The organism is Streptomyces sp. NPDC051909 (assembly GCF_040681095.1).
Taxonomy (GTDB): Bacteria; Actinomycetota; Actinomycetes; order Streptomycetales; family Streptomycetaceae; genus Streptomyces.
The window spans coordinates 152,974-179,809 of sequence record NZ_JBFAYA010000009.1 but is presented as its reverse complement, the minus strand read 5'-3'; the positions used below and the strand labels follow the sequence as shown (position 1 = coordinate 179,809).

The window sequence follows — 26,836 nt, the reverse complement described above, 5'->3', positions numbered from 1 at the left end:
CATGACGTCTCCCGGCGACTCCGCAGCCACCACCAACCTGCACCGCGAACTCGCCCCCGTCACCGCCGCCGCCTGGGACCAGATCGAGGAGGAGGCCCGGCGCACCTTCCGCCGCCATGTCGCCGGCCGCCGCGTCGTCGACGTGCCCGACCCGGCCGGGCCCGGCCTCGCCGCCGTCGGCACCGGCCACCTCGCCGGCATCGACGCGCCCGCCCCCGGCGTCACCGCCCGGCTGCGCGAGGCGAAGCCGCTGGTCGAACTGCGCGTGCCGTTCACCGTCAGCCGGGAGGCCGTCGACGACGTCGAGCGCGGCTCGAACGACTCCGACTGGCAGCCCGTCAAGGACGCCGCCCGCGCCATGGCCTTCGCCGAGGACCGCGCCGTCTTCGAGGGCTACCCGGCCGCCGGCATCGACGGCCTGCGCGAACGCAGCTCCAACCCGGTCCTCGGGCTGCCCACCGAGCCCCGCGACTACCCCGACGCCGTCAGCCGGGCCCTCACCGCGCTCCGCCTCGCCGGCGTCGACGGCCCCTACGCGCTGCTGCTCGGCGCCGACGACTACCGGGCCGTCAGCGAGACCTCCGACCACGGCTACCCGATCGCCGCCCACCTCGCCCGGATGCTGGACGCCCCGCCGATCTGGGCACCCGCCGTCACCGGCGCGTTCGTCCTGGCCCTGCGCGGCGGCGACTTCGAGCTGCGCCTCGGCCAGGACGTGGCCATCGGCTACACGGCCCACGACGCCGAGAACGTCGAGCTGTACTTCCAGGAGACCTTCGCCTTCCTCGCCTACACCGACGAGGCCGTCGTCGTCCTCGAACACTGAGCCGCCACCGTGATTCAGGCCCCCACGGACACGACGACCGCGTGCATCGGGCCGCCGGGCGTGCGGTACGTGACGGTGTCCCCGGCCCGCCGGCCGAGCAGCGCCGCGCCGAGCGGGCTGTCCGAGGTCACCAGGGCCGGGTCGTCGGCATCCGCCAGTTCCCCGACGTGCACGGTCGACTCGCCGCCGTCCTCGAACCGCACGGTGACGGTGGAGCCCACCCCCACCACACCGGTGGCCGGCGCTCCGGCCTCGGCGGCACCGCGCAGCCGCTCCTCGATCCGGTCGATGCGCTCGTCGAGCCGTCCGACCTCGTCGGCGCGCTGCAGCTCGTCCGCCTCGTCGGCCCGGTCGCCGACGGCGTCGTCCTCGCCCTTCAGGGTGGCCGCCACCGCGGCGCGCTCGGCGCGCAGCTCGGCCAGCTCCCGCCGGAGGGCCCGGAGGGCGTCGGCGCTGATCGGCCGGGGACCGTCGGTCATGGCTGCTCCCGTCGAGGGGGGTACGGGGGTGGGCGGCGTCGACTCCATTACCGCACCGCCCGACACGCCCGGCAATCCGGGCCCGCGCCGCCCCCGGGCTCCCGGCGCCGTCGGTCGTCGCGCCGTGCCTCCTCGTCCGCGGCACCGTGCGTCAACGGACTTCCTATACCCGCAGGGGGTATGGCCTGGGCGGCGGTACGGGAGTTCCCTGCGGTGGCGTTCTAGGATCGAGGGGTGATCAAAGGCGTCATGTTCGACTTCTCCGGCACCCTGCTGTGCGTCGAGTCCATCGCCCACTGGCTGGACGCCGCCCTCGCCGAGGCCGAGGTCGGGCTCTCCGGCGACGAGTTCGCCCACACCGTGGAGCGGCTCACGTACCACGGGGCGATGCCCGGCGGGCCGAACCCCCAGCGGCTGCCCGCCCGGCTGAAGAGGCTCTGGGAGGAGCGCGACCTCGACGCCGATCGGCACCGCGCCGCGTACACCGCGCTCATCCACGAGGCGGGCGTCACCGACCCCGCCCTGGTCGACGCCCTCTACGCCCGGCACAAGACGCCCGAGGCCTGGCACCCCTACCCCGACACCGCCCGCACCCTCGGCGAGCTCAGCCGCGGCGGTGTGTCCGTCGCCGTGGTCAGCAACATCGGCTGGGACCCGCGGCCGGTGTTCCGCGCCCACGGGCTCGACAGGTGGGTGGACGTCTACGCTCTCTCCTTCGAGGTCGGCGTCCAGAAGCCGGACCCCGGGATCTTCCGCTTCGCCTGCGAACGACTCGGCCTCGCCCCCGCCGAGACCCTGATGGTCGGCGACGACCGGCGGGCCGACGGCGGCGCCGAGGCGCTCGGCGCCCGGGTGCACTTCGTCGACCACCTCCCGGCCGACCAGCGCCCGCACGGGCTGCTCCCGGTCTTCGGCCTGCTCGGCGACCCGGCCTGAGGCCCGTACCCGCCCCCGGGCCGGTCACACCCAGTTGACCTGGGCCTTCGCGAGCAGCGGATCGTCCTCCAGCTCCCACAGCGGCACCGCCACGTTCCCGGTCCGGTATCGGCCGCCGAAGTGCAGACCCAGGACCCGGTGGTCGGTGAGGTCGAAGACCGGGGAGCCGCTGTTGCCACCCAGCGTGGAGCAGTCGTGCCCCATGACCAGGCCGCCCGGTGTGAACTCGGTCGCCATGCCCGGCTGCAGCCGCTTCACGTTGTAGACGTCCATGAAGATCCGCCGCATCGACTCCGGCTCGTTGCGCCGCCCGTCCCAGGCCGGATAGCCGATCACGTACACCGGCCGGCCGGGCACGCTCGCCGGCGCGTCCGCCGCGACCGCCAGCGGGGTCGGCAGCGGCTCGCCGTCCGGCGGCGCGATCCGCAGCAGGGCCAGGTCCACGTCCGGGTGGATGCCGATCACCTCGGTGATCTCGTACGGCAGGGGGCCGGCGGCCGGCACCGGGCCCGGCGCCTGGTGCGCGGGCAGTTCCTCGCCCGGGTCCACCCGCGCCGCCATGCCCTGCTGGAAGCTCCAGCCCGCGCCCTCGGCCCGGCTGAACTCGGCGGCCACGTGCCGGTTGGTCATCACCGCCTCCGGGCCGACGACGAAGGCCGTGCCGATCCAGTCCAGGCTCGGATGCCCGGTGACCTCCACCCGCCCCACCCGGGCGATCGACTCGCGGATCGCGGTCCGGGACGCGTCGAGCACCGACCAGTCGCCCGGCTGCGGGGCGAAGTCCTGCCCCTGCACCAGGATCGCGGGCCGGCCCTCCAGGAGGACGATCGCCTCGACACCGAAGTACTCGTCCTCGTCGATCTCGTCCGCCCGGTCCGCGGCCAGCTTCTCCAGTCCCGTGACGCCCGCCTCCAGGACCCTGGCCCGCTCCTCCTGTGCGAAGCGCCCGATCTCGGCCGCCGGGGCGACGCCCGGCGGCAGCTCCTGCGCGGACTCCTGGATCTCCAGCTCGGCCTCCAGGCGGCTCCGTACCCGCGCCGCCACCGCGCCGAGGTCGCCGAAGACCTGCTCGGGGCCGGTCGCCACCGGGGACCCGGTGTGCGAGCCGCTGCGTGATCCGTAACCCATCGCCCGTCACCTCCGCCCGCCGCCCGCGGGCGGCTCAGTCTTCCTCCGCCGGCAGCGCCGCCTGCGCCGCCATGATCTCCTCGTACAACTCCGGCCGGTGCTCCCGCAGATGGGCCAGGATCCGGCTCAGCTGGGTGCCGACGTTCACCACCGTCGTGCTACGGCCCTGGTACTCCACACCGCTGACCCGGCGGGCCCCGCGGTGCAGGGCGACGACCGTCCAGCGGTCGGTGAACACCGGCGAGCCGGACGAGCCGCCCTGGGTGTCGGTGAAGTACGCGAGGCTGTCCTCGTTCACCTGGTAGACGAGGTTGTTGCGCAGCGCGACCCGCTTCGGCATGCCCTTGGGGTGCTGGATGATGTTGACCGCCTGGGCGTCGCCCGCCCGGCTCTCGAACGGCTGCGTCGCCACCCGGAGCACCTGCCGCTCCGGCTGAGCCACCGTCAGGCGCAGCACCGCGTAGTCGAGTTGCGCGTCCCAGGCGACCAGGGCACTTGCCGTCGCCTCCTCCGTCTCCGCCTGGTCGGCGCCGTAGTCGAAGCGCGAGCGGGAGTTGCGCACCTGCGTCTGGAGGTCCTCCTCGGCGGCCTGCTTGCGACCGCCGCCGATGCCGTTGCGGGCGTTCACCACGTGGTGGTTGGTGACGAGGAGCCCGGGCGCGATCAGCCAGCCCGTGCCGACGTGCGGATACGCGGGATGCAGCGGACGGCCCTCCTCGTACGGCGGCACGGTGACCCGGGCGACCGCGCCGCCCGCGAGGAATCCCTCGTGCAGGAACTCGAAGGGCACCATGTCGTCCCGGACGACGATCTCCTCCAGGGAGTCCACCGACAGGAACTCCGCCGGGAGTTCGGGCTCGCCCGCCGCGTCCCGCACCACATGGTCCAGGGCCTGCTGGAACACGGCGACCGCGGCCGGGTCGGCGGCGAGCCGGATCGCGTTGCGCAGCCACAGCTCCAGCGGCACCTCGCCCTCCATCAGGCGCTCCACCCGGTTCATGGTCCGCAGATCGGACTGGATCTGCTTGAAGGGGGTGGGCTGCGGCAGCAGGGCCATCCAGAAGTGGTCCTTGATCCCCGCGAACAGGTCTCCGCGCAGCGCCCGGTCGGCGAGTCCCGCCTCCGTCGCCGCGTTCTCCACACCGAGGAGCTGGTCGGCGTCGAGGTACGGCTCCTGGCGCCAGGCCGCCTCCGCCTGGTCCGGCGGCGGGGTGAGCCCCACCAGCTCCGTGCCGCCCGGCACCGGCCCGTAGCCCGGGCCGCCGCCCCGTTCGGCGAGCGCCGAGCCCGCGTCCACGGCCTCGGCCACCCCGAGCAGCAGGTCCCCGCTGCGGTCGCTCAGCGTCAGTGCCCGCCAGGCCAGGCTGTCCAGGGTGCCGTGCCGCCGGGCCTCGCGCAGTGCCTCCTCGACCCGGTCCGGCGGCATCGGGGCGCCTTCCGGGCCGCCGGCGGCCCCCGGTTCCGCCGAACGGGCGCCCGCCGCGGCGGAGTCCAGGATCCGGGCCAGGGGCTCGCGCAGCTGCGGCTCGTCCGCCATCGCCGCCTCGAACCGGCGGGCCAGGGCCGCCATCACCGCCTCGTCGTCCTCCGGAAGCCCCACGAGCCGCAGTGCCCGGGCCAGGGCCGGCGGGTCCACCCGGCAGGCCGAGACGGCCGCCGCCCGGGCGAGCGCCGGCTGCCGGGCCAGGTCCTCGTCGGGCAGCCCGCGCAGCCGCCGGGCGAGGCGTTCGTCGGTGTCGCCGGAGTCCGCGTCGGCGGCCGCCGCGAGCCGCGAACGGGCCACCAGGACGCCGATCGACTCGTACGGAAGGCCGAGGCCCGCCGCCACGCCCTCCGCCTCCTGGAGGTCACGGTCCGCGTCGGCGAAGTCGCCCGCGTCCTGCGCGAGCCGGGCCGACAGCTGGAGCAGCTCAAGGCGGGTCTCCGCGCAGCCCGCCTCCGTGGCCCGGTCCACCGCCCGCTCCGCCGTCTCCCGGGCGTCCGCCGCGCGCCCCGACCGGGCCAGGGTCTCCACCAGGAGCGCGTGCAGCCGGCTGCACGGCGTCCACGGCTGCCGCTCGGCGAGCCGCCGGGCCGCCGCCTCCACGTACCCCTGGGTCAGCAGGTCCTCGACCTCGCGCGCCGCGATCCGCTCCCAGTCCTCCTGCTCGGCCCCCGCCATCACCTGGTCCGGCACGTGCCCGCCGATCCGGCCGAGCAGGAAGGCCGCCGAACGCGGCGCCATGTCGCGGTCCGCGCCCACCAGGTGGGACTCCACTCCGGAGCGCCAACGCGCTTCCACCGTACGGGGGTTCTCGCCGAGCCGCAGCCGGTGGTAGATCTCCTCGGCCCGGTCGCGGACCGTGTCGCGGGCCGCGTGGTACGCCACCGCCCGGGCGTCCACGGCCCGCATCAGATCGGTCCGCGCGCCGTCGGAGAGCCGCAGCATGATGGACCGCAGATCGGGCCGGTGCCGGATCGCCAGCGGTCCCGCCGACTCCATCAGGTCGAGCCGCGAGGTCAGCAGCCCGAAGAGCCGGCCCGCCTCCGCCGTCGAGGGCACCGCCACCCCGGCGGGCTCCGCCAGCACCTCCCGCACCAGGTCCGGCGTGATCACCCGCAGCGCCAGTCCGGCCTGGACGAGCGCCCGCACGTCCGGGTCGGCGATGTGCTTGAGCAGCCGGTCGTACAGGGTGCCCTGGATCAGCATCTGGTCCACGCTGGTGTGCAGCCTGCGGCGCGCGGTCAGACCGCTGAGCAGCTCGCCCAGTGACTCCGTGTCCGCGCCGAGGCACAGCGCGGTGCGCGCCGCGAGCCGCAGGCTCAGCGGATGCCCGCCGACCCGCGCGTACAGACTGCGCGCCAGCGCCTCGTCGTCGATGCCCGCGGACATCAGCAGATCGACCGAGGCCTGCTCGTCCAGCTCCGTCAGCTCCATGTCGCGCGGCACGATCACCCGCGCCGGGTGGTCGATCGGGGCCCGCCCGGCGACCACGAACCGCAGCCGCGGATACGCCGAGCGCAGCGCCGTCCACACCGCCCACATCCGGGAGATGAGCGGTGAGCCGCGGTACTGCGCCTCCTCGAAGGAGTCCACCGCGATGACCAGCGGCGGCTCCATCACGCCCGGCGGACCGGCGACCGCCTTCGCGACCAGGCTCGCCAGCTCGCGCGCCAGGTCCTGCTCGCGGGCGCTGGCCCGGGCGTGGAAGCCGGCCGAGTAGTCGCGCCCGTAGGTGGCGCGGGTCGTGGAGAGCTGCGACAGCTCGTCGAGCCGGCTGCGTTCGCCGCGCTGCACCCCGGCGGTCCGCCCGCAGCGTTCGGCGAGCGAGTCGAACGCCTCCCGGTGCTCCGGGTACTGGATGCCCAACTGCCGCGCCGACTCGGCGATCACGGTGGCCGGCTCGTGGATGGAGAGGGTGGGACGTTCGAAGTCGATGCAGGCGAACGGGAATCCGTCCGGCGCGGCCTCCTCCAGAGCGTCCAGGAGGAAGCGGGCGAGCAGGGTGCTCTTCCCGATCCCGCCGATCCCGTGCAGCAGTACGGGCGGCTCGGCGGGTTCGGCGGGCAGCGCCAAGTAGGCCTTCAGCGCGTCCAGTTCACGCGTCCGGCCATGGAACGTGTCCCGCACGAGCAGCCGCAAGGGCTGCAGCAGCCGCGCCCGCTCAAGGCGCTGCTGCACCTCCTCGACGGACGGCAGCAGCGCGCCGGTCCCCGGCACCTGCCCCAGCCACAGCACGGCCTGGAGGAGATCGGACAGCTGCTCCACGTCCGCCCCGGGGGGAATCGCCGCCCGCGCGCCGGACAGCAGGGCGAGCGCCTCCCGGGCGACGCCCGGTTCCGTCCCCGGGCCGGGCGCGTTCGCGGCGAGGGCCCGCCGGGCGGCCTCCGGGCCGGCGAGGCCGCGCAGGGCCTCGGTGCGCACCTCGGGCGTCAGGGTCCAGCGCACCGAGCGCTGGGGGGTCGCCGACGCCGTGCAGTCGTCGACGAGTTCGAGGACCGCCCGGCCGCCGGCCTCGCGCTCGCCCGGGAGCTTCAGCTCCGCCGGGTCGAAGGACTCGAGGAGGCAGGCCGCCTCGCGGTAGGCGCGCCGCAGTTCGGGCAGGGCGGTGACCACCGGCGCGGCGGGGGAGCGGAGCCCGGCCCGGAGTCGTACGAGGTAGTCCTCGCCGGGCGCGAGGGCGAGGCGGATCCGTACCGCCTCCTCGACCGCCGTGCACAGCCGCCGCATCGGACTGTCCCCGGGAGCGTCCCCGGGACCGGCCCCGGAACCGGCCGACTCCGCCGCCCGCAGCACCTCCTCGGCGGCGTCCGCCACGAGGTCAGGCGGCGGCGGACCGCCGGCCTCGTGGAGGAACTTCCGGAAGAAGTCCCGCAGTTCCTCCGCGCCGGCCGGGACAGCGGTGTCGCGGCACTCGTTGTTCCTGATGTCGTACGGGAGTTGGTGCAGCGTCGTCTCGTAGCCGAGCAGCACGAGACGCGGCACCGTCTCCTTCCGCACCGGCGTGTGCTCGTAGATCGCGAGCGCGAGCTTGCCGATGCAGTCGTAGACGTCGGAGTTCGGATCGAGCGCGTCGCACTCGTCGAGCACCAGCCAGAAGCGGTCCTCGGCGGCCGTCGCCCGGCTCACGATCCGGTGCGCCGCGTCGTCGATCGAGGGCAGTGGATCGTTCAACCGTGTCGGATTCAACGGGAATCCGTCCGCCTCCGGACCCGCCACGAACTCCCAGAGCCGCGCCACGAGCCGCTCCGCCGTCGAGGTCCGCGACAGCGTGACCCGCACCGGACGGAACCCGCGGTGCTGCCCCAGGTGCCGGATCAGCCGGTAGGTGTACGAGCGCCCGCTGTCCGGCTCGCCGTCCACCACCAGGACCGTCTGCTCCGGATCCGCCACGAAGCGGCGCAGCGTCTCGCGCAGCTCCGACCGGCCGAGGAACACCTCGGTGCCGTGCCGCAGGACCACCGCGTCGAACGGGTCGGCAGCCGGGTCCCGGGCGGCCTCCTCGTCCTCCCGCAGCCGTCCGAGCAGCGCCCGTACCTCCATGCCCCGCCCCACCGCGTCGGCGGCGTCGAGCCGGTCCAGGGCGTCGAGCCGGGCCAGCGCGTCGAGCAGCCGCCGCTGGTGGACCACGTCCCGGCGCGCCGCGCCGACGATCAGCCGCGCGTTGGCGTCCCGGTCCGGGGTGAGCGGCAGACTCGTGACGAAGTCCGCGGTCAGCGAGGTGCCGAGGAGCCTGGTCCGGGGATCCGGATCGTCCAGGAGATGGTCCCGCACCCAGCTGGTGACGAGGCCCCACTCCGTCTCGGTGAGCGGCATGACGCACCTGCCCGGGCGTCCCTGCGCCGTTGGGGACGCCTGCTCGCTGCTGTCATCGTCCCGCCGGGCGCGGGCCCCCGCAATCGCTGCCGGGGAGGCCCGGGCCGTACCGCGGCTCGTACCCGGGCCGTAGCCCGGCTCGTACCCGGCCCGTACCCCGGCTCAGTCCGCCATCGCGATGTCCTCGAACGACTCCAGGCGCCGCCAGCGGTCCTCCGGCCCGCGCGAGGGCGGCATCAGATCCACGTCCGGCAGCGGCCCCAGCTCCAGTTCGGTGATCTCCGCGACGTCCGACACCGGCACCTGGTACGTGCGGTACGGGCCCAGCGGCGGTGGCGCGCCCGGCACCGCCCCGGCGAACGCCCGGTCCGCGTCCCGGGTCAGATCCGGGCTCTGGTCGAGCACGTACCCGGTCGCCGCGAGCGCCCCGTCCTGCATGAAGGCCGCCACCTTCCAGAAGCGCAGCGGCACCTGGATGCCCCGGTACGGCGGATCGGAGTCCTGGAGCACCGGCCCGGTCAGCACCACCAGCTTGCGGTCGAACGCCGCCGCGTGGTCGAGGAGGTAGTTCTCCAGGCCCTGCCACAGCTGCTTGCCCTGGTTGAACACATCCGCCTGCGGCGCCGCGTTGGTGAAGTGGAAGGTGTCCGTGTTCGCCCGCCCCGCCTCCGCCGCCGCGCCCCACACCGGGTCGAGCCGGCGCACCAGATGGCCCCGGTCCAGGCTGTTGTTCCGGTAGACCTCCTCGCCCGCCTGCTGCTCGCGCGGCAGGCGCGGGTCGTACAGCCAGACGTCGTCGCGTTCCACGTCGTCGAGCAGCGCGCCGCCCTCGATGCAGACGGCGGTGGACGCGGCGAGCCGCCGGTCGGGCCGGAACACCACGGTGAAGTGGGTGTACGGCAGGATCACCGTCTCCACCGACGCGCGGGCCGGCAGCGCGAGCGGTACCACCGGGCCGAGGAAGCCCTCGTCGTAGCCGGTGCGGTCGTCGAGATCGTGCCGGGAGTCGCTGGGGTTCATACGATGTAAGTACCGCGCGGACGAGGGTCGCCCACAGCACCGGACCCGCAGGCCACTCGAACAGACGCCCCCGGTGCCCCCTCCCCACGCCGTGAGGAGGTCTCCCATGCCCACCGGACTCTCCCTGCACGTCGGCCTCAACCAGGTCGACCCCGAGCGCTACGACGGCTGGGACGGAACCCTCCTGGCCTGCGAGAACGACGCCCGCGACATGGCGCGCCTGGCCCACGCCGCAGGCTTCTCCGAGACCGTCCTGCTCACCCCCGAGGGCACCGTCGAGGGCGTCACCACCGTCCTGCGCGCGGCGGCCGAACGGCTCTCCGCCGGCGACATCCTGCTCTTCACCTACTCGGGCCACGGCGGCCAGGTGCCCGATGTCACCGGACCCGACGACGAGCCCGACCGGCGCGACGAGACCCTGGTGTTCTTCGACCGCCAGTTCCTCGACGACGAGGTCCACCAGGAGTTCCGGCGCTTCGACGACGGCGTACGGATCGTCACCCTCTTCGACTGCTGCCACAGCGGCAGCAGCGTCGAACTCCCCGGCAGCGAGGCGATCACCGGCCGCTATCTGCCCGAACCGAAGCAGATCGCGCTGTACGAGCGCGACCGGGTCTTCTACGACGACCTGCAGCGCTCCGTCGCCAAGGCCGCCGCGGCCACCGGAGACGGCCAGGGCCCGCCGGTCATCCTGATCTCCGCCTGCCAGGACAACCAGACCGCCGCCGACGGCCCGGTCAACGGCGCCTTCACCGAGGCACTCCTGGAGGTCTGGGAGGACGGCGTCTTCCGCGGCGACTACCGCACCTTCCACCGGGCGATCCAGCGCCGGCTGCCCCCCACCCAGAGCCCCAACCTCTACACCACGGGAGCCCCCGCGCCGGCCTTCCTCGGCCAGCGCCCGTTCACGGTCTGAAGAGGGTCACACGGTCACGGCCGGAGCGCGGTGGCCAGCTGGGCGCGCGAGCGCACGTCCAGCTTCTGGTAGATCCGGGTCAGCCGCGCCTCGACCGTCTTCACGCTCAGATACAGCTTCGCCGCCGCCTCCTGGTTGCTGGCCCCCGAGCCGACCAGGCGGGCGAGCCGCAGCTCCGCCTCGGTCAGCGAGGCGAGCCCCGGCAGCGCGTCCTCGCCCACCGGGCCCTCACCCGCCGGACCGGCCGGCGCCTCGCTGGTCAGCGCCAGCCACGGCGCCGCGCCGACCCGCTCGAACACCGCCGCCGCCGACTGGAGCGCCGCCTGCGCCGCCGAGCGGCGCCGCCGCCGGCGCTCCACCCGGGCCAGCGCGATCAGCGCCCGGCCCTGCTCGAGCGGCAGGTCCGCCTCGCCGAACCGGGCCGCCGTGCCCGCAAGCAGCTCCGCCGCCGAGTCCGTCCGGCCCTCCGCCGCCAGGCACAGCGCGTACGCCCGGTCGCAGCCGAGCAGCACCGTCGTCCGGCCGAGCCGCTCGCCCACCGGACGCACCTCGGCGAGCAGCGCCGTCGCCTCCTCCACCGCGTCGTGCGCGAGCAGCGCCTCCGCCAGCTCCTCGTGCCAGCGCAGCATCGACGGATCCACCGTCGACTGCGCCCGCTCGTTCGCCTCCACCCGGCGCAGCGTCTCCAGGGCCGCGCTCACATCCCCGTTGATCAGCTGCACCCGGCCGAGCGCGTACAGGCTCCGGGACAGGAAGACCCGGTCGCCCTCCTCCTCCGAGGCCTGCACACTGCGCCGCGCGTAGCTGGCCGCCCGGGCGAAGCTGCCGCCCGCGGTCTCGGCGAGCGCCAGGGCGTACCAGGCCGGGCCCGGTGACAGGCCCGCCTCCAGGGTCAGCGCGAGCGACTGCCCGGCGTGCCCGAGCGCCGAGGGGCAGGGACCGATCCGCGACTCGATCTCGGCGAGCGTGCTCAGGAGTTCGATCGCGTCCTCCACCGAACCCCGCCGCTGCACCAGCGGGAGCAGCGCGCCCAGCTGGGCCCGTGCGTCGAGCAGGCGCCCGTCGAAGAGGGCGTGACGGATCGTCAGGATCTGGGCGGCGTTACGGATGCCGGCCGGGCGCTCGGCCGTCTCCAGGGCCCGCGCCTGGGCGAGCACGGCCTCCGCGTCCGGAGCCCCGAGGGCCCGCTCCATCCGCGCCTGTACGGTCAGGGCCTGAGCCGCCGTCCGGGGGTCGCTCATCGACACGGCGAGCGCCGCCGACTCCATGGCCGCCGCCCGCGAACGCAGCGGATCGCCGTCCGCGAGCACGTACTTGACGGAGAGCCGGAGCTGGACGGCGGCCCGCAGCGCGGTGTCGCCCTCCGAGTCCTCCATGGCGTGTACGTACATCTCGTCCAGGCCCGTGAGGCCCTGGCCCGCGGTGTCGAGGACGGCGAGCCGGGCCCGGACCCGGTCGGCGGGCGCCGCGTCCCGGGCCAGCAGATCGGTCGCGGCGCGCATGGCGAGATCGGCGCGGGCCGCCCGGGCGGCCTCCTCGGCGGCGTCCACCAGGCGGGCGATGCGCTGCTGCCCGTGCCGGCCGGGCGTGGACTCGGCGGCGAGCAGGGCGAGTTCGGCGGCGAGCGCGCTGTTGCCGCGCCGCCGGGCCAGGTCCGCCGCCTCGGCGACCTCGGCGGCGAGCTCCTCGTCGGGCGCGTCGGTGGCGAGCGCCCGGTGCCGGACCGCCTCCACCGGGTCGTCCACGACGCCGGCCAGGGCGGCATGGCCCGCGCTGCGTTCGGCCCAGTTCGCGTCGTGGACCAGGGTGGAGGGCAGCAGTCCGGCGGTGAAGGCGATCGTGCCGTCCTCGGAGAGCGAGACCAGACCGGCCCGCTCGGCCGCCGCGAGGTCGGCCTCCGCGTTCGGCCGCCCGGCCCGGCGCACCAGGGCGGCGTGCGGGCGCAGCGCGAGCGCGGCGAGCAGCAGCGTCGCGCGCACCTCCGCCGGGGCCGCGCCGAGCAGCTGCCGGGCCAGGTCGCGGGCCCGGCCGGAGAGCGTCAGGGCCTCGGCGTGGTGCACCGGGGTGCGGGCGTCGGCCAGCGAGCGGCCCACGGCGAGCGCGAGCCGCGGATTGCCGCCGCTCGCCTTGTGGATGCGGCCGGCCATCCGGGACGGCAGCCGGTGGTGGATGAGCAGCTCGGCGATCTCGTCGGCCTGCAGCGGCGGGACGAGCAGCACGTCCGCCTCCGACGGCACCCACAGCCGGGTGCCGTGCGGTTCGGTACCGGCGCCGCCGGGCGCGGCGTCGGGGCCCGGCCCGGGGCCGTACGCCGCGTACGCCTCGGGTGTCTCCACGCCGATCACCCGCAGCGTCGGCGGCGCCAGGTGCAGCGCGAAGCGGAGCAGGTCGGCGCTGTCCGCGTCGATGTGCTGCACCCCGTCGACCACGAGCAGCGCGGGGCCGCGCGCGGTGAGCGCGCGCAGGATCCCGGCGATGCCGAGGCGCAGCGCGATCGGGTCCCAGCCGCCGTCCTCCGGCGGCGCCTCGCGGCACAGCATGGCCACGGCGGCCCGCTGCGGCCCGGGCAGCCCGTCGAAGACCCCGGAGGCGAGGACGCCGATCCCGCCGATCGGCGCGTGTCCGCAGCCGCGGCGGCCGCCCGTGCCCTGGCCGCCGGAGAGGTCCCCGGTGTGGCCCGCCGGGTGGCCCCCCGCGTGGTCCGCGGGGCCGCGCGGGGCCGGGAGCTCCGCCAGGAGCGGCTCGCCGTCGGCGGTGGGCGCGGCGCCCGGCTCCGTACCGCCGTGTGCGCCCTGTCCGGCGTCGTACGGGAGCGCGTGCGGACCTCCGGTGCCGGCCCGGCCCGGCCCGGTGACGGTGGCGGCGACGGAGGCCACGAGGGCGGCTGCGGCCGCGCCGGGTATGTCACGGTCGCCGGGGAGGGTGGCCAGCCACAGCACGGTCTCGCCGCGCGCCTCGGCGCGGGCGGCCGCGGCCGCGGCGACCTCGGTCTTGCCGACCCCGGCGGGTCCGGTGAGCAGCGCGCGGCCCCGGGCCTGAAGGATGCGTTCCAGCCGGCCGAGGAGTTCCTCCCGGCCCACCGGCGCAGGCCGGAGCGGCGCTGTCGTCACGTGTCCACCACCCTCCGGAGCTCGGGCCCCTTGCCCCGTGAGGTCCCGTTGCGCAGAGAGAATACGGAGCCGGGCGGCTGAGTCCAGGCCCCTTGTCCGGCATACGGACAACCGGCCCCGGTGAGCCGTGCGCGTCCAACTGCCGGAAGCGCCCGTGGTTTAGACCACGGGCGCTTCGCTGACCAGCGAAGATGCTGGTGTGTGGGGGGTGGTTCAGCAGTGATCCGATGTGCGGATCGGGCGGATCAGAAGGTCAGGCCCCAGGAGTCGATGTAGCCGGTGTCACCCGAGTACACATCGCGGACCTGCAGCTTCCAGGTGCCGTTCGCGACCTCGCTCGACGCGTCCACGGTGTAGGTGGTGAGGACGTTGTCGGTGCCGTCGGACGAGGAGGACTGCTTCAGGTTGCGCACGGTGCCGTCCGGGGCGATCAGGTCGATGACCAGGTCGCCGCGGTAGGTGTGCTTGATGTCCACGTCGACCTTGAGGGCGGCGGGTGCGTTGCCGGTCAGGCCGGTGACGGCGATCGAGGACGACACGGTGCTGTTGTCCGAGATCGTCACGTTGTTCGTGTTCGTGAAGACGGTGCCGGCCGGCGGGGTCGTGCCGGTGACCGCGTCCACCGTCTTGGCGGCGTCGGCGATACCGGTTCCGCAGCCGCCGGTGCAGGTGCCGGGGAGCGGGCGGGCGTTGCTCTTGATCGCCGACTCGATGTCGGCCGGGGTCAGGGTCGACTTGGCCGACTTCAGGAGCGCGGCGAGACCGGCGATGTGGGGGGCCGCCATCGAGGTGCCCTGGTAGGGCTTGTACGTCTCGGTCGACTGGGTCGTCAGACCCGAGTTCAGCGTCGAGTAGATCGCGTTCTCGGGGGTGGTGACGGTGCCGGGCGTGTCGGTGGCGTTGCGGGTCTCGCCGCCGGGCGCGGCCACGTCCACGATGCTGCCGTAGTTGGAGTAGTACGACCGGGCGCCCGCGCGGTTGGTCGACGCCACGGTGATGACGCCGGAGCAGTTCGCGGGGGTGAAGCCGGAGGCGTTGGCGTTGCTGTTGCCCGCGGCGACGACGACGGTGGTACCGCGCGAGACGGCGCCGTTGATCGCGGTCTGGTAGACGCTCGGGCAGGTGGAGCTCGCGCCGCCCAGGCTCATGTTGATGACCTTGGCCGGGTTCGGGTTGGCCGGGACGCCCGGCACGCTGCCGCCGGAGGCCCAGGTGATCGCGTCGGCGATGTCGGAGGACGAGCCGCCGCACTTGCCGAGCACGCGCACGGGCTGGATCTTCGCGTTGTACGCGATGCCCGCGATGCCCTTGGTGTTGTTCGTGACCGCGGCGATGGTGCCGGCCACGTGGGTGCCGTGCCAGGAGGAGTTGGAGGCCTTGGAGCCGGTGCCGCACTCGCCGTCGGTGGCGTTCCAGTCGCCCTCGTCCTTCGAGTCCGCGTCGCGGCCGTTGCCGTCGCGGGCGTCGGAGGCGGTGGAGATGAAGTCGTAACCGGCGATGACGTTGGACGCCAGGTCCGAGTGGGCGGCGTAGCCGGTGTCGATCACGGCGACGGTCACGCCGGAACCGGTCGTCTTGTCCCAGGCGGTGGGGACGTTCATGCCGCCGGTGGGCTCGAAGAGGTCCCACTGCTTGGCGTAGTCGGTGTCGTTCGGCGTGACCGCCATCGGGTACGCGCGGATGTCCGGCTCCACGGAGGCGACCTGCGGGTCGGCCTTGAACGCGGCCATGACGTCGGCGACGTCCTGCTTGTCCGCGGCCCCGCCGAGGTCGACGAGCGCGGCGCCGCCGGCCAGACGGCGCTCGAAGGAGAGCTTCTCGCCGGTGGTGGCGCCCTTCTCGGCGGCGTCGCTCTTGGCGGCGGAGTTGGAACCGGCCTCGGCGGCCGAGGACTTGTAGGTGACGATGACCTTCTCGACGGGCGCGCTGGGCAGCCCGGTCATCGCCTGGGAAGCCGGCGCCGGCTTCGGGGAAGGAGCGGCCGGGACGGCGGCGAACGCCCCGGAGGTGGTGGCAGCGGCGCCGAGGATCGCGGCACTCGCGACGACCACGGATATGACTCTCCGCCTGGAACCGTTCAAGGTGTGGCCCTTTCGGAATTACGACGTGAGGGAGCAGTGGCGGCGGCGCGGGAACGTCGGCGCGAAGTGGGGTCGCGGTCCTTCGGTCCCTGGGCGTGGGGGCCCGTGCGCCGCCACCGGCGCGACGGCCCGGGTCAAGGCCGTCCCCGGCGACACCATCCACCCGTCCTCATGCACCTGACAGGTGGAGGTGGGGAAAGGAACTACCGGTGCGGCAGACAGTAGGGAACGACGAGGTGAACTCGATACGGGGAAAACCCTTGTCGGGTCCAAGGGGAGGGAGGGGGAGGGGCGAGAGGCGCGAGGGGAAGGAAACCTAACGGTCGGCCCGACGACGGACGTCCGGCAACAGGCCCCGGACCAGCGAGAACTGCCCCACGTGGGCGAACGGGGGCGCGACCGGCCCGCTCAGCCCAGTTCGAGGGTGGTCACACCGAACACCCGGTCCTGGGCGATGGGGCGGATCGGGCCCGTGTACATGCGGGCCGTCTCGAAGGTGGGGGTCAGGCCGCGGGAGAGGGCGAGGCGGGCGGCGGACGGGTTGGCCTCTGGCATGTCGACGGCGACGCCCGGGGAGCCGAAGGCGCGGGCCTCCGCGGCGAGGGCGTCGAGGAGCGCGGACGCGTCGGCCGGGGTGTCCGCGAACAGCGGGCCGATCCGGGCCTCCGACTCCGCGGGCCGGACCACGCCGTACCCGCTGATCCGGCCCTCCGAGAGACGGACAAGGGCCCGGTGCCCCGGCGTGCTCAGCCAGGGCGCCAGGAACCGCGGCCGGTCGGCCGGATGACACGCGCTGTCGTACGCGGCGAGCTCGCCCGGATCCACCCGCTCCGCCGCCACCACATCCGCCACCGGCCGCTCGGGCGGCGGGACTTCTCCCACGTAGCGGGCCGTGCGGTATGCGGGGGCGAAGCCCGAGCGGCGGTAGTTGTCCTGCTGCGCGGGCACCCCGTCGAGCCCCACCGTGCGGTCGCCCGCGTGCGCGAGCGCGGTCCGCCAGGTCGCCAGACCGTGGCCGAGACCGCGCAGATCCGGCCGTACGAGATAGAACCCCAGGAAGGAATACGTGTCGCTGTAGTTGACGACCGAGATAGCGGACACCGGCTCCCCGCCGATCCGCCCGACGAAGAAGCCCTCCGGGTCCTGCGCGAAGAACGCCCCGGCGTCCGCCGCGCCCGGGTTCCAGCCCTCCTCGGCGCACCAGTCGCGCACCAGGGCCCAGTCCTGGAGGGAGGCACGGGAGACGTGGAGGGTCATGGGGGTCCCTTCGACGGCGGGCGACGGCACGCGGAGGAGGCGGGGCGGCCGAGCATAGTGCCGTCCGCGGGCCCGCCCGTCCCGCCGCCGTCGCTTTCCGGCCGTCGCGGCCGCGGGCGTATCGGGGAGGTCCGTCCGGCTCAGCCGACCAGCCGCAGCGCCGTCTCCGCGACCCCCACCCGCACCGACTGGCCCCACGTCAGTTCCAGCGCGTCCGACTCCATCCCGTCCCCGAAGGCGACGAGCCGGTCCGACTCCACGACCAGGCCCAGCCGTTCGCCCGCGCCGAGCAGCCCCTCCACCCGCGCGGTGCCGGTGACCGGCGACGGCCAGGCCTCCCGCACCGTCCAGGCGAGCCGTGCGTCCGTGGCGGCGGGCAGCGGCAGGGCGCTGGACCGCTGCTGCCAGAGCGAGCGCAGCCAGCCGGTGGCGCCGGTGCCCGTGCCGATGAGGACGCCCGACGAGGCCTGCGCCTCGGGCGCGGACGACGGGGCGCGCAGCGTGTAGCGAGCCGTCTGGTGGCCCGGCGGGCCGATGTAGATCTCGTTGAGCGCGAGCAGCCGCTGCGCGTCGTCCGTGACCGCCTCCGCCATGGTGAGCAGCTCCGCCGCCGCCCGCGCCGCCGTGGCGGACGGCAGGAGCCGGCGCGCGTCGCGCGGCCGGTGGCGCACCAGAACGCCCGGATTGCGCCCCGGATCGGCGTCGATCCCGACCACCGGCTGCCCGTTCAGGTACTTGGCGACATTCGCCACCAGGCCGTCCTGCCCGACCACCACGACCACGTCCTCCGGACCGAAGAGGAAGCGGTCGAGGTCGGCCCGCTCGACCCGGGCCTGCCGCCAGCGCAGCGGCACCGCCGCCGCGACCTCGGCGAGCGCCCGCCCGTTCCGCTCGTGCCGCTCCCGGACCTCGTCCACCGAGCGGCCCCGCGCGGCCAGTTGGAACGCCGCCTGGCCGTGCGTGCCGTGCCGGGCGAGCAACTCCTCGTACTCCGTGGTGCGGTGGACGAGCACGGCCCGTGGCGCCAGACTCATGACCGCGCGCCCCCGGCCGCCCGGCCCTCGTCGCCGGTGCCGCCGCCCGCGCCGCCGAGCCTGGCGAGCAGCCCGGTCAGGACGTCCGGCGACAGCGTGAGGTTCTGGATCCGGGGCAGCTGCTCGGCCGCCCGGGTCGCGGCCAGCGCGTGCAGGGTCGCCGGGGCGACCTCGGCGTGCGCCCGCAGCCACGCGGACTGCGCCTCGGCGCGTGCCGCGCCCACCTCCCGCGCCGCCTCCGCCTCCGCCCGGGCGAGCCGCACCGTGCGCGCGGCCTCGGCCTCGGCCCGTACCGCGTCGGCGGCCGCGGCCTCCTCCGCCTCGCGGCGCGCGTTGGTACCGCGCTGGTCGACGAGCCGCTCCTCCTGCCGGGCCAGCTCGATCTTGCTGGCCAGTTCGTTCTCGGCGATGGCGCGCTCGCGCTCGACGGCGACGGCCCGCCGCTCGTACGTCGCCCGGTCCGCCTCCTGCTGGATCTGCTCGCGCGCCGGGGTGCGCAGCGCGCGCTCGACCTCGGGCTCGGGGCGCAGCGCCACGACCCGTACCGCCACCACCTCGATGCCGGTCTCGGGCAGCCGCGGCTCCGCCGCGAGCCCCGCCGCCATCCGCTCGCGCACCGCGCCGACGCCGTCGACCAGCGCCTCGGAGAGCGGGATCCGGGCGAGCACGTCGAGTGCGTGCTGCTGGGCGGTCTCGGTGAGCAGCGTGCCGATCTGCTCCAGCGGGGTGCCGCGCCAGGCGCCGGTGTCGGGGTCGAGCGAGAAGTCGAGGCGGGTGGCGGCGGCCGCCGGGTCCCCGATCCGGTACGTGACGGTCGACTGCACGCTCACGTCCTGGAAGTCGGCGGTACGGGCGTGGAACGCCATCGCCAGCTCGCGGTCGTCGACCGGCACCTCGGACAGCGCGGCGGACAACGAGCGGAACCAGAAACTCAGCCCGGTCCCCTCGTGGACCAGCTTGCCGCCCCGGTGGTGGCGGACGTGCGCGGTGGGCGCGGACCGCAGATGGCGCCAGCCGGCCCGGCGGGTGATGTCGGCCATGGTGAACCTCCCCTTGTCGTCGATATGACGGTAGGGTCGGAGGGGCTTTTCGTCAAGATGACGAAATGGCATCCTGGGAGGATGATTCCCCGGTATCAAGGGAGCGTGCCGCCGGTCCGGCCGCCGGGCCCGCGCCGTGCAGCCGGGCCGAGACGTCCTCGTGGGCGAGCCGGCGCAGGGCGAGCAGCACCGGTTCGTAGAGGGTGGTGTACGCGACGGTCGCCTCGATCGCCTCGTCGAGGACCGGGTACTCCTCGATCGCCGCGTACTCCTCCTCGGCGATCGGGTGCAGCGCCAGCGCGTAGCGCCGGATCACGTCCGTCCCGCCGCGGTAGCCGAGCGACCGGACGGCCGCCACCGCCCGGGTCAGCGAGGCGAGCGCGGGCGCCTCCTCGTACACCCGCCAGCCGAGCTCGGCGAGCAGCGCCCGCACCTCGCCGTGCACCTCGTCCCAGAGCGCGCGGCCGGGATCCGTCTCCTCCGGCGCCTCGACGTGCGGCGGCAGCATGTACGTGGCGATGCCGAGCCGTTCGTGCCGCCCGAAGGCCGGGTCGTCCGCGACCGCGAGCACGTCACGGGCCTGCTGGACCGTCATCCCGCCGACCGTGAGCAGCGCCCGCACCAGGCGCAGCCGGCGCAGGTGCTCCTCGCCGTAGTCGGACTGGCGGGCGGTGACCGGGGTTCCGGGCGCGAGCAGGCCCTCACGCAGGTAGTACTTCACCGTCGCGACCGACACGCCGCCACGGGCGCTCAGCTCGGAGAGGCGCACCGGGGATCCACCGTTCCTGATCTGTCTGTGCTGATCCCGTGGAGGATATTCCGGCCGCCCATGGCGCGGCGGGGGAACGGGCTCGTCCCGGGGCGTGCCTCAGCGAACCGGCTCGGGGGCGGGGAGCGTGTCCGGTACGACGAGGAGCCCGGGCCCGTCCGGGGGCACGGGTCCGTCGAGCCCGGCCCCCTCGCGGGACGCCGGCACCGCGCCCTCGACCGCCGTCTCCGCGGCGTTCGAGTCCGCGGCCCCCGCCCCGACGCCCGAGGTCAGCAGGACCACGCCGCGCGCCGCCACCAGGGAGGCCGCCGCGGCGACCGCCCAGCCCCAGACGCCCGCGCGGAAGGTCTCGCCGAGCAGGGCCACGCCGATGACCGCGGCGGCGGCCGGGTTGGAGAGGTTGACGACGGCGAGCGGGGCGGCGAGGCCGCCGCGGTAGGCGGCCTGGGAGAGCAGCAGGCCGCCGACGGCGAAGGCGGCGATCAGGACCGCGAGCAGCGCGGTCTGCCACCAGGTGGCCAGGCCGCCGGGCAGGTCGCGGGCGAGGGCGACGGTCAGCGTCTGGGTCAGCGCCGAACCGACCGCCGAGGCCACTCCGGACGCCGTCGCGTGCCCGAGCCCCCGGCCGCGCGCCGAATCGCTGTCGCCCGGTCCGCGCCCGGCCCGGCCGCGCGCGGCGAGCAGTCCGACGATCAGCAGGGTCGCGGCGGTGACGATCAGGGTCTCGCGCAGGTCGAGCACCTCGTCGGGCGCGACCGGGCCGGTCACGGCCACCAGGCCGACCAGGCCCGCGAGGGTCCACAGCGCACCGCGCCACTCGACCCGGGTGACCCGCCGGTGCGCCCCGTACGCCCCGATCGGCAGCGCCGCCACCAGGGTCAGCGCGCCGAGCGGCTGGACGAGGGTGAGCGGCCCGTAGCGGAGCGCGGCGACGTGCGCCAGCGCGCCGGCGGCGTTCAGGCCGACCGCCCACCACCACTGCGGGCGGCCGAGCAGTCGGCGCAGCGCGCCGCGCCCGCCGGTGGAGGCCGAGGCGAGGCGGGACTGGGCGACGGCGGCGAGGGCGTAGCCGGCGGCCGAGACGAGGGAGAGCAGGACCGCCACGACCGTTCCGGCGGCCCCGCCCGTGACGGGGCTCATCGGAGCGCCCCGGCGGTGGCGGCTGCCGTGACGGGGGTGCGCGGCACCGGCGGTGTCGCCCGGCGGCCGTCGTACGGCGGGCGGTGACGGTGTACCGGCGCCGGTACGACGAGCAGGGCGAGCGCGAGCAGCACGGCGGCGACCAGCGCGTCGAACCAGTAGTGGTTGGCGGTGCCGACGATGACGAGCAGGGTGAGCGCCGGATGCAGCAGCCACAGCAGCCGCCGACGTGAGCGCGTCGCCGCGATGAGGCCGATCGCGACCATCAGGGCCCAGCCGAAGTGGAGCGAGGGCATCGCGGCGAACTGGTTCGCCATCGAGTCCGTCTCGGGCGTCGCCCCGTAGACGGAGGGTCCGTACACCCGCGCGGTGTCGATCAGTCCGCTCGCCGAGAGCATCCGGGGCGGCGCGAGCGGCAGCAGCAGATGCAGCGCGAGCGCGGCGGCGGTGAGCAGGGCCAGGACCCGGCGGGACCAGAGGTAGTGGGCGGGCCGGCGCCAGTAGAGCCAGGCGAGGAAGGCGAGGGTGGCCGGGAAGTGCACGGCCGCGTAGTAGGTGTTCGCGGCCCGTATCAGGCCGTCGCCGTGCAGCAGCAGCTGCTGGACCGTGCCCTCGCCGGGCAGGTGCACGGCGCGCTCCAGGTCCCACACGCGGTCGGCGTTGTGGAAGGCCCGGGCCTCGTGTCCGTTCGCGAAGAGCCGGCCGAACTTGTAGACGAGGAAGAGCGCCGTGACGAGCACCAGCTCCCGCACCAGCGGCGGCCGCCGGGGGGTAGCCGTCGGCCCCGGTCCTGCAGGACGTGTCTTTCGTATCCCGCGTATCCCGGTAGCCATGGCGCGGCCCCTTTTTCCGTCAATTCGGACAGCAAACGGAGGAACTGTAGATCCGATTTCATCGAGACGCAAGCGTCTCGATACGTTTGCGTCTCGATTGCGCACCCCCTACTCTCGGATGTGCGGAAAACCGTCCGCTGGGGTACCGGGTCTCCGGGAGGAACCGATGTCCACGCACGCCGCGACCGCCGCCGCCCGTCGCAGCAAGCTCACCCCCGAGCGGGAGGCCGAGCTGTACGAGGCGGTCATCTGCCTCCTGCGCGAGGGCGGCTACGACTCCGTGACCATGGAGGGCGTCGCCGCCCGCACCAAGTGCGGCAAGGCCACGCTCTACCGTCAGTGGGGCACCAAACCCGCACTCGTCACCGCAGCCCTGGACAAGGCCCGCTGCGCCGTCTTCACCGGCATCGACACCGGCTCCCTCGTCGGCGACCTGCGCGAGGCCGCCCGCATCGCCGCCACCCGTCGCGAGCGCGACGCCGAGCTGATGGAAGCGGTCAGCCAGGCCTATATCCAGCACCCCGACCTGCGCGCCGCGCTCCGCGAGACCGTGATCGCCCCCGAGGTCGCCGCCCTCGACGCGATGCTCGGCCGCGCCGTCGAGCGCGGCGAACTCGCCGCCGACCATCCCGCGACGGGCTTCGTCGCCCCCTGCTTCCTGGGCATGCTCCGCATCGAGCGCATCTTCGAGGACCGCTTCGCCGACACCGCGACGATGCGGGTGTTCGTGGACGCGGTGCTGCTGCCAGCCCTCGGCGTGACGCCGGAGCCGGACGAGGCCGCCGAGCCGGACGGGCGGCCGGAGGCGCGCGACCGGGAGCGGCGGCCGGAGGCGCGCGACCGGGAGCAGCGGCCGGAGACGCGTGACCGGGAGCAGCGGCCGGACGCAGCGCCCGAGGTGTGAGAGCCCCCGCCGTCCGGCACCCTGAAGCCATGCCCCACGCCATGCCCCGCTCCTCCCGGCCGCCGGTCCGGGTCCGCGTCCGCCGCGTCTACGAGCCGCCCGAGCCCGACGACGGACTGCGGGTGCTCGTCGACCGGCTCTGGCCGCGCGGTCTGGCGAAGGCCGACGCGCGGCTCGACGAGTGGCCCAAGTCCCTCACCCCCTCGAACGAACTGCGGCGCTGGTACCACGGCCCCGAGGGCGAGTTCGAGGAGTTCCGGCACCGGTACGAGCAGGAGCTCGCCGCCCCGGACGCCGCCGAGGCCCTGTCGCAGCTGCGCGCCCGCGCTGCCGAGGGGCCGGTCACCCTGCTCACCTCCGCCAAGGACCCGTCGGTCAGCCACACGGCGGTCCTCATGGAGGCGCTGGGCGCGGAGGCTCCGGGCGAGCGGTGAGTGGTGAGTGGTGAGCGGTCAGCGTTGCGGCGAAGGGGCGACGCTTTCCCGCCACCAGAGGGCGGGAACCCGTTCACGGGCCCCGCCCGCCGCACCATCACCCGGCCCGTCACCCTCGCCGGCACCGAACTCCCCGCCGGCACGAGCGTCTTGTCGCGGCTGTCCGGGCTCCCAGCTCGCCCGGGTCCAACTCCGCGCGACGCCCGGCGCGTTCACCCGCCGCCTGTCAGCTGCTGAGCCGGCGCAGCCGGGGCGCCTCCGCCACCGGATCCACCGGCCCGGCGCCGCTCGCCGCCACACGGGCGGCCAGCTCCCGCGCCCACGCGACGAGCCCGGCGACGTCCACCCCGTACGTCTCGGCGCCCCCGTCCCGTACGTACCCCTCGATCCGCACGGCCCCGCGCAGCAGCAACCGCGCCCCGCCCGTCGCGTTCCCCCGCGCCGCGTGCGTCAGCCCCACGGCGAGCTGCGCGAGGCCCTGCCACAGCTCCCGCTCACCCTCGGGTCCCGACTTCCACGCGTCCTCGAACACCTCGTGCGCATGGAACGGCATCCCGGCGTCGAGCAACCGCTGCGCCTCCCGCACCGTCCCCTCGGGCGTCCGCACCACCCCCTCCGGCTGCCGCGCGACCCCCTCCGCCCCGTACGCCAACGGCCGCCCGAGTCCGTCCCGCGGCCGCCCACTCCGCGCCCGCCCCGCCGCGTCCCGGTCCCTGCCCCGGTCCCTGCCCCGATCCGTGCCCCGATCCGTGCCCCGATCCGCGCCCCGATCCGTGTCCATCCCCCCATTGTCCGCCGCCGCGCCCCGGTGACCCCCCGTGTGCTGATCCACCCCGTGAAGTGAGGTAATGTTCTCTTGCACGCCGACACCGGGTCCGACCCGGGGGCGGACGAGCACCGGGACGTGGCGCAGCTTGGTAGCGCACTTGACTGGGGGTCAAGGGGTCGCAGGTTCAAATCCTGTCGTCCCGACTCGAGAGAGTCGCAGATCAGGGGCCGTTTCAGAGGAATCTGAAACGGCCCCTTGATCATTCTTGGGGACCAGTTGGGGACCAACCCGTCTTGACCGGACGGACAGCTCCTCCCGCCAGGGCTATGGGGAAGGGTCCTGGCACAAGGGTCGGCCCCGTGAGGGCGCGGTCCTGCTCACGGCGTGGGCTCGTGGGGCGCAGGACATCCTCGGCGCGCCGAGGACCGGTCCAGCGCCCGGCACCTTGCCGCTCCACCACCACGTCGTCGAAGACGGAGCTGTCATCTGCCGTCCCCACGCCGTCTCCCGCCCGCATGTCACCCCGCCGGCCAGCCGATCAGACTGGCCGCGACACCAAGGGCTCCAGCACTGAGGAGAGCGCTGACGACGCCGCGTCGTGCCGCAAGCAGCCAGACGGCTGCCGCGCCCAGGACCACGTACTGCCATCCGAACTGCAGCGCCAGCGCGAGCGGGATCGCAGAACCGGCGATGGCACCGATCACCGCGGGTCCGGCGCCGTCGAAGAACGCCTGGACACGCGGGTTCGACCGCAGGGCATCGAACTTCGGCGCGCCTGCGATCACCAGGGCGAAGGAGGGGGCGAAGGCGGCGAAGGCGGCAAGCAGCCCGCCCCAGATGCCGGCCGCCGCGTAGCCGACGACGGCGACGGTCTGCACGACCGGTCCGGGGGTGATCTGCCCCAGAGCGACGGCGTTGAGGAACTCGCCGTCGGTCATCCAGTGGTACGTGTCGACGGCGTCGGCCCGCATCAGCGGGATGATCACGAATCCGCCGCCGTACGACAGCGCGCCCACCTTGAACGCCACCCACGCCAGCGCGCCCAGTCCGCCGGCCGCAGGAGCGGCGACGGCCGGCGGTACGGGCCAGGCCGAGGCCCGCCCCGTACGCGGCCCCGCCGAACGGGCCTTGGCCGCCACCTCCAGCAGACCCGCGGCGACGAGCACCAGGACCAACCACGGCCCCGTCACCACCGCCGCCACCGCGCCCGCGAGCACGTATCCGATCCACCGGCCGCGCGCCGAGCGCTGCTCACCGGCCCGCTTCCAGCTCGCCGGTACGAGGCCGACGGCGGCCTGCACGGCTACGGCGGCCACCGCCGCTCCCGCCCCGGCCGCCGCGCCACGTACCCACACCGGCGGGTTCCCGGCCAGGAACAGCGCGGCCAGCGCAAGGATCAGCACGAGACCCGGCACGATGAAGCACACCCCGCCCACGACCGCTCCGCGCCACCCGCGCAGCCGCCACGCCGTGAGGATCGCCAACTGGGTCGAGGCCGGCCCCGGCAGCAGATTGGTCGCCGCGATCCCGTGTTCGAACTCGTCGGCCGTGATCCACCCGCGCCGTTCGACGCACAGCCGCCGCAGCAGCGCGATGTGGGTGGGCGGCCCGCCGAACCCGACGCAGCCGATACGCCCCCATTCCCGGGCGATCGTCCCCAGCCCCACCCGCGGCGGCGTTGCCGACTCCTGCCCGCCGCCTATCGCCTCGTCCAACACCCTGACTCCTCGCGCGCGCTACCCCCGGGCTCTGGGGGTAGTGGATATCGGCAGACGATATCCGTCCCGTATGAACGCTCGGGATGAGGGCCGACGGCGCCCCGGACCGGCAGGCCAGCTACCAGGTCACCGACAGCAGCCCCACCAGAACCCGTCCCAGAGCCGCAACGAGCGCCCGGCCGCTCTCCCGGCCCTGCGGGGAGCGCACGCCCCTGACGCCCGCATCGCCATCCCCGAGCAGGGACTTCCCAGCCGTGCCCACCCGTGCCCATCCGTGCCTTCGGAGCGGCGAACGACCAGGGACTCCTTGCGTATGATCCGCCGCATGCCGAATGGGCGAGCGATATCCGCAGCGCCGGAGAGCCGCCGGGCCGCCGCCACGTACCTGGGCTCGGCCGTGGAGCTGCCCACGCCCAACGCCCATGCCGCAAAGGCGTTCCTCGGGCAGCTGACGGCCGCCCTCGCCGCGTTCGAGCCCGCGGCGGACGGGCACGCCCTGGTCCAGGTGGGGGCGGTGCCCCGGCAGTCACCTCGGCCCGGTACGCGCGGTCGACAAGCGGTGGCGATCGCCTTGCTGCTCGTGCTGTACGCGGTGCCCCTTGTCGCACTGGGCCGAGTCAGCCCGCTCAAGGCCGGCGCAGCCGCGTTCTCCTTGAGTGCGGGAGGTGTGCTGGGTCTGGTCGGCGGATTCATGCTGTGGCGGATGGGACGGCGCGTCCGTTCACTGTGGCTGCTGCGCCGACGCGGGATCGGCGTGGTCGGCAAGGTCACCGGAGAGGTGCAGCACTTCGACAAGGGCGGACCACTCTGGATCATCTCCAAGCTGGCGTTCACCACGGTCGACGGACAGCGGATGCGGGACGTCCGATCGGTCGTCTCCGTCTGGTTCCTCGCCGCCGAGACAGTCGGCAGCCAGGTCGAGCTCCGTTACGACCCCGAGCACCCTGACCGTGCCGGCCGGCCGCTCACCGTCGGCTTCGCCTTCCGCACTCTGCTGGTCGCGGCCGTGGCCCTGGTCCCGGGCGCGGCCTTCGCCCTCTGCGTCCTGGTCAACCTGCCGGTCTGACGACAACCGGCCCAGACGGGATCGCCCTGGGTCGGAATGGTCGCGTATCGACCCTCGCGGGTCGGCCGGGAGCCGTTACC

18 protein-coding genes, 1 tRNA gene and 2 pseudogenes are annotated in these 26,836 nt (G+C 74.8%); 7 read left to right on the top strand and 14 right to left on the bottom strand.

The features are described from left to right. Position 1 precedes the first annotated feature (1 nt). A complete protein-coding gene (locus tag AB0M18_RS17025; protein WP_365758576.1) occupies positions 2-826 on the top strand; it encodes a family 1 encapsulin nanocompartment shell protein in 825 nt (274 codons plus the stop codon). A gap of 14 nt (positions 827-840) precedes the next feature. On the opposite strand, the gene AB0M18_RS17020 is transcribed toward AB0M18_RS17025, so the two are convergent. Further along, positions 841-1,305: a GreA/GreB family elongation factor gene (locus AB0M18_RS17020; protein WP_365758574.1), complete on the bottom strand. Its 465-nt coding sequence runs from the start codon at positions 1,303-1,305 to the stop codon at positions 841-843. 249 nt (positions 1,306-1,554) lie between these two features. Here AB0M18_RS17020 and AB0M18_RS17015 point away from each other — a divergent pair, with 249 nt between their 5' ends. After that, entirely contained in the window at positions 1,555-2,241 is a 687-nt protein-coding gene (locus tag AB0M18_RS17015) for an HAD family hydrolase (protein WP_365758760.1), read from the top strand. A 24-nt stretch (positions 2,242-2,265) separates the two neighbouring features. On the opposite strand, the gene AB0M18_RS17010 is transcribed toward AB0M18_RS17015, so the two are convergent. From AB0M18_RS17010 to AB0M18_RS17000, 3 genes are all read right to left on the bottom strand, one after another. Beyond that, entirely contained in the window at positions 2,266-3,369 is a 1,104-nt protein-coding gene (locus AB0M18_RS17010) for a serine protease (RefSeq protein ID WP_365758572.1), read from the bottom strand. Positions 3,370-3,403: 34 nt separating this feature from the next. After that, a complete protein-coding gene (locus tag AB0M18_RS17005) occupies positions 3,404-8,665 on the bottom strand; it encodes a trypsin-like peptidase domain-containing protein (RefSeq protein ID WP_365758570.1) in 5,262 nt (1,753 codons plus the stop codon). Between the two features lie 162 nt (positions 8,666-8,827). Further along, positions 8,828-9,685 (bottom strand): DNA/RNA non-specific endonuclease, encoded by an 858-nt coding sequence (locus AB0M18_RS17000; protein ID WP_365758568.1) that lies wholly within the window; start codon positions 9,683-9,685, stop codon positions 8,828-8,830. Between the two features lie 106 nt (positions 9,686-9,791). Here AB0M18_RS17000 and AB0M18_RS16995 point away from each other — a divergent pair, with 106 nt between their 5' ends. Beyond that, positions 9,792-10,601 carry a caspase family protein gene (locus AB0M18_RS16995; protein WP_365758566.1) on the top strand — a complete coding sequence of 270 codons (810 nt, stop codon included), beginning with the start codon at positions 9,792-9,794 and terminating at the stop codon, positions 10,599-10,601. A gap of 14 nt (positions 10,602-10,615) precedes the next feature. Here the strand turns inward: AB0M18_RS16995 and AB0M18_RS16990 are convergent, their stop codons facing one another. From AB0M18_RS16990 to AB0M18_RS16955, 8 genes are all read right to left on the bottom strand, one after another. Next, positions 10,616-13,711 carry a helix-turn-helix transcriptional regulator gene (locus tag AB0M18_RS16990; protein WP_365758564.1) on the bottom strand — a complete coding sequence of 1,032 codons (3,096 nt, stop codon included), beginning with the start codon at positions 13,709-13,711 and terminating at the stop codon, positions 10,616-10,618. 245 nt (positions 13,712-13,956) lie between these two features. After that, a complete protein-coding gene (locus tag AB0M18_RS16985; protein ID WP_365758758.1) occupies positions 13,957-15,654 on the bottom strand; it encodes a S8 family serine peptidase in 1,698 nt (565 codons plus the stop codon). 546 nt (positions 15,655-16,200) lie between these two features. Beyond that, entirely contained in the window at positions 16,201-17,049 is an 849-nt protein-coding gene (locus AB0M18_RS16980) for a GNAT family N-acetyltransferase (RefSeq protein WP_365758562.1), read from the bottom strand. Between the two features lie 140 nt (positions 17,050-17,189). Then, positions 17,190-18,083: a hypothetical protein gene (locus AB0M18_RS16975; RefSeq protein WP_365758560.1), complete on the bottom strand. Its 894-nt coding sequence runs from the start codon at positions 18,081-18,083 to the stop codon at positions 17,190-17,192. Then, positions 18,080-19,123 carry an SPFH domain-containing protein gene (locus AB0M18_RS16970; RefSeq protein WP_365758558.1) on the bottom strand — a complete coding sequence of 348 codons (1,044 nt, stop codon included), beginning with the start codon at positions 19,121-19,123 and terminating at the stop codon, positions 18,080-18,082. The genes AB0M18_RS16975 and AB0M18_RS16970 overlap by 4 nt, the downstream gene beginning before the upstream one ends. 52 nt (positions 19,124-19,175) lie before the next feature. Continuing rightward, positions 19,176-19,892, bottom strand: coding sequence for a MerR family transcriptional regulator (locus AB0M18_RS16965; protein ID WP_365758556.1), 717 nt, complete (start codon positions 19,890-19,892; stop codon positions 19,176-19,178). 99 nt (positions 19,893-19,991) lie between these two features. Further along, positions 19,992-21,032 carry a DMT family transporter gene (locus AB0M18_RS16960; protein WP_365758554.1) on the bottom strand — a complete coding sequence of 347 codons (1,041 nt, stop codon included), beginning with the start codon at positions 21,030-21,032 and terminating at the stop codon, positions 19,992-19,994. Next, on the bottom strand, positions 21,029-21,844 hold the full coding sequence (locus AB0M18_RS16955; RefSeq protein WP_365758756.1) for a phosphatase PAP2 family protein: 816 nt from the start codon (positions 21,842-21,844) through the stop codon (positions 21,029-21,031). Before AB0M18_RS16955 ends, AB0M18_RS16960 begins: the two co-directional genes overlap by 4 nt. 187 nt (positions 21,845-22,031) lie before the next feature. On the opposite strand from AB0M18_RS16955, the pseudogene AB0M18_RS16950 reads away from it, so the two are divergent. After that, a pseudogene (locus AB0M18_RS16950) lies at positions 22,032-22,625 on the top strand (TetR/AcrR family transcriptional regulator); the annotation flags it as partial. Between the two features lie 173 nt (positions 22,626-22,798). Continuing rightward, on the top strand, positions 22,799-23,203 hold the full coding sequence (locus AB0M18_RS16945) for a DUF488 family protein (RefSeq protein ID WP_365758551.1): 405 nt from the start codon (positions 22,799-22,801) through the stop codon (positions 23,201-23,203). 226 nt (positions 23,204-23,429) lie between these two features. Here the strand turns inward: AB0M18_RS16945 and AB0M18_RS16940 are convergent. Next, positions 23,430-23,918: pseudogene (locus AB0M18_RS16940) on the bottom strand (DUF309 domain-containing protein); the annotation flags it as partial. A gap of 183 nt (positions 23,919-24,101) precedes the next feature. Between AB0M18_RS16940 and AB0M18_RS16935 the strand changes: the two are divergent. Next, positions 24,102-24,175: transfer RNA gene (locus AB0M18_RS16935), tRNA-Pro, on the top strand. Between the two features lie 315 nt (positions 24,176-24,490). Here AB0M18_RS16935 and chrA read toward each other — a convergent pair. Further along, complete coding sequence (gene chrA, locus AB0M18_RS16930) at positions 24,491-25,687, bottom strand: chromate efflux transporter (protein ID WP_365758549.1); 1,197 nt, start codon at positions 25,685-25,687, stop codon at positions 24,491-24,493. Positions 25,688-26,015: 328 nt separating this feature from the next. Between chrA and AB0M18_RS16925 the strand changes: the two genes are divergently transcribed. Next, on the top strand, positions 26,016-26,756 hold the full coding sequence (locus AB0M18_RS16925) for a DUF3592 domain-containing protein (protein WP_365758547.1): 741 nt from the start codon (positions 26,016-26,018) through the stop codon (positions 26,754-26,756). The last annotated feature ends 80 nt before the right edge of the window (positions 26,757-26,836 follow it).

Coding starts and splice junctions, on each gene's coding strand:
- AB0M18_RS17025 (WP_365758576.1), top strand. CDS start 2: ATGACGTCTCCCGGCGACTCCGCAGCCACCACCAACCTGCACCGCGAA.
- AB0M18_RS17020 (WP_365758574.1), bottom strand. CDS start 1,305: ATGACCGACGGTCCCCGGCCGATCAGCGCCGACGCCCTCCGGGCCCTC.
- AB0M18_RS17015 (WP_365758760.1), top strand. CDS start 1,555: ATGTTCGACTTCTCCGGCACCCTGCTGTGCGTCGAGTCCATCGCCCAC.
- AB0M18_RS17010 (WP_365758572.1), bottom strand. CDS start 3,369: ATGGGTTACGGATCACGCAGCGGCTCGCACACCGGGTCCCCGGTGGCG.
- AB0M18_RS17005 (WP_365758570.1), bottom strand. CDS start 8,665: ATGCCGCTCACCGAGACGGAGTGGGGCCTCGTCACCAGCTGGGTGCGG.
- AB0M18_RS17000 (WP_365758568.1), bottom strand. CDS start 9,685: ATGAACCCCAGCGACTCCCGGCACGATCTCGACGACCGCACCGGCTAC.
- AB0M18_RS16995 (WP_365758566.1), top strand. CDS start 9,792: ATGCCCACCGGACTCTCCCTGCACGTCGGCCTCAACCAGGTCGACCCC.
- AB0M18_RS16985 (WP_365758758.1), bottom strand. CDS start 15,654: ATGACCGGGCTGCCCAGCGCGCCCGTCGAGAAGGTCATCGTCACCTAC.
- AB0M18_RS16980 (WP_365758562.1), bottom strand. CDS start 17,049: ATGACCCTCCACGTCTCCCGTGCCTCCCTCCAGGACTGGGCCCTGGTG.
- AB0M18_RS16975 (WP_365758560.1), bottom strand. CDS start 18,083: ATGAGTCTGGCGCCACGGGCCGTGCTCGTCCACCGCACCACGGAGTAC.
- AB0M18_RS16970 (WP_365758558.1), bottom strand. CDS start 19,123: ATGGCCGACATCACCCGCCGGGCCGGCTGGCGCCATCTGCGGTCCGCG.
- AB0M18_RS16960 (WP_365758554.1), bottom strand. CDS start 21,032: ATGAGCCCCGTCACGGGCGGGGCCGCCGGAACGGTCGTGGCGGTCCTG.
- AB0M18_RS16945 (WP_365758551.1), top strand. CDS start 22,799: ATGCCCCACGCCATGCCCCGCTCCTCCCGGCCGCCGGTCCGGGTCCGC.
- AB0M18_RS16925 (WP_365758547.1), top strand. CDS start 26,016: ATGCCGAATGGGCGAGCGATATCCGCAGCGCCGGAGAGCCGCCGGGCC.